Genomic DNA, 7,937 nt, shown 5'->3' on the forward strand with positions numbered 1-7,937 from the left:
TCGTCGGACAGGATCAACTCGGCCTTCGGCCGCCCAGTACGCGCCACAGACCAAGCCTATACATCTGAACAGAATTCCTGACTCAGAAGACTAGGCGGTGCCTTCAAATGATCATCGCTGGTGGATCATGATGTCGTGATACGTCGCCATGAACTGTCCGATGCTGAGTGGGAGTTCGTCCGGCCGTTGCTGCCCGAGTCATCGCGGGGGCGGAAGCGGCTTGACGACCGCAGGGTCCTGAACGGGATCGTGTGGAAGTTCCGGACCGGGACGGCCTGGCGGGATGTGCCCGACCGTTACGGTCCGTGGGCCACGCTGCATACGCGTTTTCGCAGGTGGGCGGCGGACGGGACGTTCGACCGGATGCTGCGGGCCGTTCAGGCGAAGGCGGATGCGGCGGGCGACATCGAGTGGCTGGTGTCCGTCGATTCCACGATCGTCCGGGCCCACCAGCATGCGGCGGGGGCCCGAAAAGGGGGCTCCGCGACCCGGCCCTCGGCCGGTCCAGAGGTGGTCTGACCAGCAAGATTCACCTGGCCCGTGACGGCCGGGGCCGGCCTCTCGCATTCGTCGTCACGGGCGGCAACTCCAACGACTGCACCCGGTTCACCACCGTGATGGACGCGATCAGGGTGCCCCGGATCGGACCGGGACGGCCCCGCACCCGGCCCGATCACGTCCTGGGCGACAAGGGCTACAGCTCCAGGGCGATCCGCGCGTGGCTCCGCCGCCGGGGCATCCCGCACACGATTCCCGAGCGGGCCGACCAGGCCAACAACAGGGCCCGGCGAGGCCGCCGCGGTGGCCTTCGACCGTGAGGTCTACAAGCACCTCAACGCACAACAACTACGCCGACAACCCCTTCCTCACCGCCCTGGGATACCGCGGCGCGTGGGCGAAATGGCGAGAACGCGACGCCACACTCACCGAAGCGAAAAGGCGCGGCATCGCCTGACAGCCTCTGGTCCCGGCAGTCGTACGCACACCTTCACCGCTGCTCGGCCTTCCAGGCGCGCCCGCCCCAGTACGCCTGAAGGCAACTGACCTCTCTCCTAGCGAGAGTTGACCTGTTTCCACGCTCTCCCGCCTGCCGCAACAGCAGTTGTCCGGGAGCAGGCCCCGCACACCGCGATGGAGAGACCCTATGCCGCCGTTATCGAGCAAACGCACCACCTGGCACTCACTGCTGAATCCGCTGACCAGACGCAACCGCAGCGCCCTGCCGGCCGAAGCCGCACCGCTCATCGGGCCTTGCCCCGCCGTGGCTCTGTACGCCGTAGTACCACTGCAGGCAGTCGCGAACCTGATCCTCGACGACCTCGCCGCCTACGCACAGGACCGGGGCTGGATCGTCCCGACCGGCTGCGCGGTCGCCGACACCGGGCCCCTCGACCAGTCCCCCGACATTCGGGCCGGGTGGCAGCGGGTACGGGCAGCAGCAACCGGCCGCCTGGTCCACGGGGTGGTGGTCCCCTCCTTCGCACACGTTGCCTACCGCGCCGCGGACTGGGACGGGGAGCGGGCCTGGCTGCTGGAGCAGGGGCTGTTCGTCGTCACGACCGACCCCACCGAACTCCAGGCAGCCTGGAACCGGCGGAGCTGAGGGCATGAGCGGCACCGTGGTGTACGACCCGACCGGCGCGGTGACCGGCGGGCTCCCGCTGAACCGTGACCCACACCTCGCACTCGCCGCCACGGTCCTGGCCTCGGACTCGAAACCGGCCGGCGCGCAGGCAGCGGACCGTGCGCAGATCGGCCGCCAGCCCACCGGTCACGCACGATGCGTCGCCACCGGCCTCCGCCAGCGGATCGAGACCCTGCCGGCGGACACAAACTGCGCCCGCCGACCAAAGCGGTACTGCGGGAAGCGGTGAAACCGCCTCCCGACCGGCCCCGCCACCCACGTCGCCAAAGTGCAGAACCGGGCCCGGCTGATCGGAGCCCTGTACCGGGCACTCGACCGACTCGACACCACACAGAACCCGCGTCGGCCCTCCGAGCGCAAGTTCTGACGTCACATGGCACGCCCTCCTGACCCGCTTGGGCGACCCCGCACAGCCGTTCTTGTGTCCCGCACCGCCCTGGCCGTGTTCGCGCGCTGGCCACTGCCCTGCGGGCTAACATGCGGAAGGTCCGCCCCGGCAGCTCCAGTGCCGGGGCGGACCTTCCGCGGGGGTGGCGGGTCAGGCGGCCCAGCCGATCGAGGACACGTAGCTGTACCCGTCGTAGTCCGAGCCGATCAGGTCCAGGACTTCGTCCCACACCGCGTCCAGTTCGGCCAGGTCGTCGTTCATCCAGGCGTCGACCGCCCGGTCCCAGACGCCCCGGACGCTGACGCTGCGGCTGGACAGGTCCCGCCGGTACTTCTGCTCAACGCCGTTCTGGTTGACCGGGTTGATCTCCACCCGGGTCCCCCGGCCGTTGTTGTTCAGCCGGTGCTTGAGGTCGGCGGCGACGTTGCGGCGGCGCAGGTCCCAGTACGCCGCGTCGAGGCGGGCGAGGTTGACCTTGTTCGGGGTGCGCTCCTCCGCGAGCCAGGCCATGAGGGTGCGGGGGGAGACGTGGACCCCGGCCCGGTCCATCGCCTCATAGCCCGCGTCGGACTTGGTGAGGTAGTTCAGGCGGGCGGCGAGGCCGCGGTCGCTGTCGACCGGCGAGCTGATGCCGTGCACCATGCCTTCCATGGCGGTGCCGAGGGCTTCGGCCCCGGGTGCGCCGTTCGCGCCGTAGCGGCCGAAGTCCTTCCAGCGTCCGGCCATCAGCCGCCCACCTTCCCGACCAGGTACTCACCGGAGGCCTTGCCGTCACCCTGCTTGATCTTCAGTTCGGCCACGCCCCGGCCCTCGGTGAACACCTGCCGCCAGTCCCCGATCACGTGCAGCTCGTCGGTGTGCTTGAGCGCGACGATGTCCAGCCCGGCCTGGTGGGCCTTGTAGGCGCGGCCGCAGTGCAGCGCGTACGCCTGGGAGTGGATGTTGTGCATCCAGTCGGGGCGGGTCATCTCGCGGTTGTGCTGCGACTCCCCCATGGTGCTCACGAACTTCGAGTACATGGCCTTGACGTACTCCAGCGTCAGCCGGTCCCCGGCAGCGATCGCTTCCGACCGGGCGGCGACCAGGAGCTTCCGCAGGGCGTCCAGGAAGTTCTCGGTCGCGCCGGACGTCCAGGACTCGTGAACCGTGGGGGCCTGGGTCAGGCCCCACTTCGGGCCGGAGAGGCGCAGCAGGAGGCGCAGGGTGGCGTCGGTGATCCAGAGGGCGCCGGGCTCGTCGCGGTCCCCGAGCGGGTCGGGCAGGTGGGGATGGGTCCACTCGGCAGGGGTGATCAGGTGGACCCCACTGCGCTTCGGGCCGACGCCGTCCATACCGGTGGTGTGCTCCAGCCTCCCGATCGGCAGCCACACCTTCAGCGCCGACAGGTAGGCGGCGTTGACGTCGAGAGCGGTCACCCGCAGGTCCGCACCCGGGGCGCGGAGGGAGTAGGCGGGGTTGTTGTAGGCGGGGCGGGCCTCCCAGATCTGGTCCGGGTCCTTCTTCGACGGCTTGTGCAGGATGTCCGGCAGTGCCGGGTAGGCGGTGTATTCGTAGCGGGCGGTGGCCCTTGTTTCGTTGAAGAGGTGCATGACGTCGGGGATCGCCCGGCCGATCAGCGCTTTGAGCGCGGCGTCCTCGTCCCCGCCGGCGCGCTCCGCTTCCTGCTCGACCGCACCCCGGATCAGGCCCATGAGGTCCGCCTCCGCGCGCGCGGCGCTCTTGGACCGGCGCTGCGGACGGGTCGGCACCCGGGCCGGGACCGGCGACACCGCAGCCGCAACCAGGGCGACCGGGGTCGGGGCGACGGCGGCCGGGGCGGGCGGAGTGGCGGGGGGCTGGCACAGGGCGCCGGAGTGGAGCGGGTGGCCGTCCGTGGACTGGTAGGTCGTCTCCACACCGCACCGGACACACGGGCCGGGGTCGCCCTCGATCGCGCGGCCGTCCGGGCCGCGCAGTGTCTCCAGGCCAGTGAACGCCGCAGGCACCGGGGCGGTGGGGGCGGGTTCCTCTGCGAACAGTGCCGCGATCGGGTCCCCGTGGGCGGCGGCGGGGGGCGGGTAGATGTCCGCTAGGCCTTTCAAGATCCGCAGGTACGGGTAGCGGGCGGGCGGAGTCGGGTCGGAGACGCCGGTCTCCCAGTTCGCGATCGTCTGCCTGCCGACGCCGACCGTGGCCGCGATGTGCGCGCGGGAGAACCCGGCCGCCTCGCGGAGCCGGAACCGCTCCTCGGGGGGCGGCATCGCAGCGGCAAGGCGGGCCTCTTCCAGCAGTGCTTCCACGCTGTCCTCTTCACTCATACCGGTAACCGTACAACAACTAGGCGTCACATGGTGCTATATTGGGCATTCATTTGACAGCTCGTGACAGGCAGGGGAAACGCGGCGGTGATCTGGACCTCGGAGGACGTGGCACGTGACCAGGTACGCCGCCAGGCGGCGTGCCGTGCGGCAGGTGGACCAGGCCGTGGACACGGCGGTGCGCGGGAACGCGAGACCCGCGAGGAACTGCGCTCCCCGGTGGTCCGTGGAGAGTTCGCGCCGGACCCGGAGGAACTGACCGACCGGTGGGCGGCCCTGCTCACCGAGTGGCAGCGGGTCGCCGCTCACCTCGCCGCCTCCGGTGCCGGCGTCTACGACGCCGACCAGGACGAGACGGGCCACGCCAGGGCGCGGGAGCGGGAAGACCGGCACACCAGGGCGCTGCGGGACCACACGGCGTGGACGGAGCAGCAGCGGGAAAACGGGATGAGCTGCGGGCAGAGTTGTGGCTGGACGCGGCTGCCGGGCGGCAGGTCCGTGCGGCAGCCGCGCGGGCCGGGCTGACCTCGAACGAGATCCTGGCCCAGCTCGCTGAGCGGGTGACCGTCGATGATGACGGGGCGGTGTCCGTCGCCCCGTTCACCCCCGGGCCGGGCGCCCGTGGCGCGTGAGGAGCGATGACGATGCAGGGGATCACGCTGCGGCCCCACCAGGTCGAGGCCGTGGACGCGATCGCGCGGGGCCTGTCCTTGCCGGTGGACGGGACGCTGCCCGTGGGCGGGCTGCGCGGGCAGGTCCACATGGCCACCGGATCAGGCAAGACCATCACCGCGGCGATGGTCGCGCTCAAGCTGTGCCCGAACGGGGTGATCGGCGTCCTCGTCCCGACCCTGGACCTGCTGACGCAGACCATCGAGGCGTGGCGCAGGGCCGGACACCAGGGCCCGGCCGTCGCCGTGTGCTCCCTCGGGGCGGACCCGCTGCTGGAAGCTCTCGGGGCGCGGTGCACGACGAACCCGACGCAGCTCGCCCTCTGGGCAAGCTCGGGGCCGATGCTGGTGTTCGCGACGTACGCCTCCCTCGCCCCGCAGGGCCTGGCCGACGACCAGAACGACGCCCCGGACGCCGCCGCCCCCGGGGTCCTGGAACAGGCGCTGCGCGGCTCCTACGGGCAAACCATGGCCCCCTTCGACCTGCTGGTCGTCGACGAGGCCCACCGCTCGTCCGGCGATGCTTCGAAGGCGTGGGCGTCCGTCCACGACCAGGGCCGGATTCCGGCGGAGCGGCGCCTGTACATGACCGCGACACCGCGCCTGTGGGAAGCGGGCCCCGGTGCGGCGGGCGACGCGGAGAAGGAGGACGTCGACGCCGACGCGGGGGTGTCCGCCCCGGCCGGGACCGCCCCGCAGGGCGGCGGTGAGGTGCTGGGCGGGCGGCTGGTGGCGTCGATGGACGATGTGGAGCTGTACGGGCCGGTTCTTCACGAGACCGGCCTGATGGAGGCGGTGGAGCGCGCGATCCTCGCCAGGTTCGAGATCGATGTGCTGGAGATCCGCGCCCCCTCACCGCTCGCCGACGACGCTTCGCTGGAGGAGCGGCGGGGCCGGCGGCTGGCCGCGCTCCAGGCCGCGCTCCTCAAGCACGCCGACGAGTCGGGCACCCGCACGTACATGACGTTCCACTCCCGCACCCTGGACGCGATGAGCTTCGCCCGTGCGATGCCGGAGACCGCCGCCCGCCTCCACCTCGCCGACCCAGCCGCCTACCCGGGGCGGGTCGGCTCCGACTGGCTCTCCGGCGAACACCCCGCCCCCCACCGCCGCGACGTCCTCACCCGCTACGCGGACGGACTCGACGCGGACGGGTGGGTGTGCGAGCTGTCGTTCCTGGCGTCCTGCCGGGTCCTGGGGGAAGGGGTCGACATCCGGGGCAAGCGCGGCGTCGGGGCGGTGGTCTTCGCGGACACCCGCAGCAGCCCGGTAGAGATCGTGCAGGTCATCGGGCGGGCCCTGCGCCAAGAGCCCGGTGACGGCAAGGTGTCGCGCATCCTGGTGCCGGTCTTCCTGGAGCCCGGGGAGGACCCCGGCGACATGATGGCGTCCCCCAGCTACCGGGGCCTCGTCGCGATTCTCCAGGGCCTCCGTGCACATGACGACCGGGTCATCGAGCGCATGGCGCTGCCCACCACTACCGCGCGCGGACAGATCACGTCCGTGCTCGCGCTCGACCCGCAGCAGCCCCCGGCCGACGAGCACGAGAACCGGACGGCCGGCCCCGGCGACGACCAGGACGACGACGCCGACGAGCACCAGGGCTACGAGGAGACCGACGACCAGGACGAGGAGAACAAGGAATGGGGCGAGGAGACCGACGCGACCCCGGGCGTCGCGGGCATCAGCACGCCCCTGCTGCGCTTCTCCCTCCCCCGCGACCCCGAGTCCGTCACCCTGTTCCTCCGCACCCGCGTCCTGCGCCCCGACAGCGAGGTCTGGCTCACCGGGTACAGCGCCCTGCGCGGCTGGGTCCGCGAGCGCGGGCACGCGCAGGTCGCCAGCGAGACCACCGTAGAGCTGGGCGACGACGGCGGCACGTACAGGCTCGGTAGTTGGGTCACCGAGCAGCGCCGCGCATTCCGGGCCGGAACCCTCAAGCCGTGGCGCACCGATCTGCTGAACGAACTGGGGATGATCTGGTCGGTCGGCGACGCGGCGTTCTGGAAGAACCTCGGTGCCGCCCGCGCCTACTACGCCGCACACTCCACTCTGGCCTGCCCGAGGGGCGCGGTGATGGACGGGGTGGCGGTGGGCCAGTGGGTCGCCAATCTCCGCAAGGCCGGCGGGCTCGGCAGCGACCCGGTACGGGCCGACGAGCGGCGCCGGGCACTGGAGGCGATCGACCCGGACTGGAATCCGCGGTGGCCGGTCGAGTGGCAGCGCCACTACGCCGCCGCCCGCGTCCTCCTCGGTGAGGAGCAGGGCCCGGCCGATGTCCTGCCCGGCGTCACCGTGAACGGGATCGACGTCGGCACCTGGATCACCAAGCAGACCGACCCCGCCGTCTGGAACACCATGCTGCCCGAACAGTCCGAGCGCCTGACCGCACTCGGACTCACCCCCCGGACCGCCCCGGCCGGGAAGGGGAAGGGGGCCGGGGCGTTCGAGCGGGGTATCGCCGCGCTCACCCAGTACGCCGCACGGGAGGGACGCGTCGTCGTACCGCGGGCCCACATCGAGGAGACACCCCACGGAGCGGTCAGGCTGGGCACCTGGATCAGCAACACCCGCACCCGGCGGAACAAGCTGAGCGACGAACAGCGCGAGCAGCTCGCCACGCTCGGGGTGGAGTGGGCGACGGCCACCTGACCCGTCCCCGGGCGGCTCTCGTCCGCTGAGGTGCTCGCCCACGCGCGGGCGCCGAAGGCATCCGCCGGTCTGTCAGTCGCGTCACTGCTCAGGACACAGCTGGCCTCCGGCCCCCCGGGGGGGGGGGGGGGGGGCGGGCCCCCCCCCCCCGCCCCCCCCCCCCCCCCCGCGGGGGGGGGGGGGGGGGGGGGGGGGGGGGGGGGGGGCGCCGGGGGGGGGGGGCCCCCCCCCCGCCGCGCTGTCCCCCGCCGGGCGTAGGCTCGGTCCTGGGCGCACACGCCCCG

Annotated in this window: 6 protein-coding genes and 1 pseudogene; 5 read left to right on the plus strand and 2 right to left on the minus strand. The window is 72.1% G+C overall.

What is annotated here, in order from left to right; genetic code table 11:
- Positions 1-135 precede the first annotated feature (135 nt).
- The 3 genes and pseudogenes from ACIRJT_RS36260 to ACIRJT_RS36270 form a co-directional block, all read left to right on the plus strand.
- A pseudogene (locus ACIRJT_RS36260) lies at positions 136-815 on the plus strand (IS5 family transposase); the annotation flags it as partial.
- A gap of 329 nt (positions 816-1,144) precedes the next feature.
- The gene (locus ACIRJT_RS36265; RefSeq protein ID WP_403918145.1) at positions 1,145-1,603 is read left to right on the plus strand and encodes a hypothetical protein; all 459 of its coding nucleotides are present in this window, start codon (positions 1,145-1,147) and stop codon (positions 1,601-1,603) included.
- 4 nt (positions 1,604-1,607) lie between these two features.
- Entirely contained in the window at positions 1,608-1,874 is a 267-nt protein-coding gene (locus ACIRJT_RS36270; RefSeq protein WP_403918148.1) for a hypothetical protein, read from the plus strand.
- Between the two features lie 309 nt (positions 1,875-2,183).
- Here the strand turns inward: ACIRJT_RS36270 and ACIRJT_RS36275 are convergent, their stop codons facing one another.
- Both ACIRJT_RS36275 and ACIRJT_RS36280 read right to left on the minus strand, forming a co-directional pair.
- Positions 2,184-2,759, minus strand: a complete 576-nt coding sequence (locus ACIRJT_RS36275) for a transcriptional regulator (RefSeq protein WP_403918151.1) — start codon at positions 2,757-2,759, stop codon at positions 2,184-2,186.
- Positions 2,759-4,330, minus strand: a complete 1,572-nt coding sequence (locus tag ACIRJT_RS36280; protein ID WP_403918153.1) for a helix-turn-helix transcriptional regulator — start codon at positions 4,328-4,330, stop codon at positions 2,759-2,761. Before ACIRJT_RS36280 ends, ACIRJT_RS36275 begins: the two co-directional genes overlap by 1 nt.
- A gap of 87 nt (positions 4,331-4,417) precedes the next feature.
- Between ACIRJT_RS36280 and ACIRJT_RS36285 the strand changes: the two genes are divergently transcribed.
- Both ACIRJT_RS36285 and ACIRJT_RS36290 read left to right on the plus strand, forming a co-directional pair.
- Positions 4,418-4,855, plus strand: coding sequence for a hypothetical protein (locus ACIRJT_RS36285; protein WP_403918156.1), 438 nt, complete (start codon positions 4,418-4,420; stop codon positions 4,853-4,855).
- Positions 4,856-4,968: 113 nt separating this feature from the next.
- The gene (locus ACIRJT_RS36290) at positions 4,969-7,653 is read left to right on the plus strand and encodes a Helicase associated domain protein (RefSeq protein WP_403918158.1); all 2,685 of its coding nucleotides are present in this window, start codon (positions 4,969-4,971) and stop codon (positions 7,651-7,653) included.
- Positions 7,654-7,937: the final 284 nt, after the last annotated feature.

Source organism: Streptomyces sp. NPDC102283 (assembly GCF_044766265.1).
Classification (GTDB): domain Bacteria; phylum Actinomycetota; class Actinomycetes; order Streptomycetales; family Streptomycetaceae; genus Streptomyces.

Bases quoted from the DNA above. Each gene is read 5' to 3' on its own strand.
- ACIRJT_RS36270 (WP_403918148.1), top strand. From the start codon at position 1,608: ATGAGCGGCACCGTGGTGTACGACCCGACCGGCGCGGTGACCGGCGGG.
- ACIRJT_RS36290 (WP_403918158.1), top strand. From the start codon at position 4,969: ATGACGATGCAGGGGATCACGCTGCGGCCCCACCAGGTCGAGGCCGTG.
- ACIRJT_RS36275 (WP_403918151.1), bottom strand. From the start codon at position 2,759: ATGGCCGGACGCTGGAAGGACTTCGGCCGCTACGGCGCGAACGGCGCA.
- ACIRJT_RS36280 (WP_403918153.1), bottom strand. From the start codon at position 4,330: ATGAGTGAAGAGGACAGCGTGGAAGCACTGCTGGAAGAGGCCCGCCTT.
- ACIRJT_RS36265 (WP_403918145.1), top strand. From the start codon at position 1,145: ATGCCGCCGTTATCGAGCAAACGCACCACCTGGCACTCACTGCTGAAT.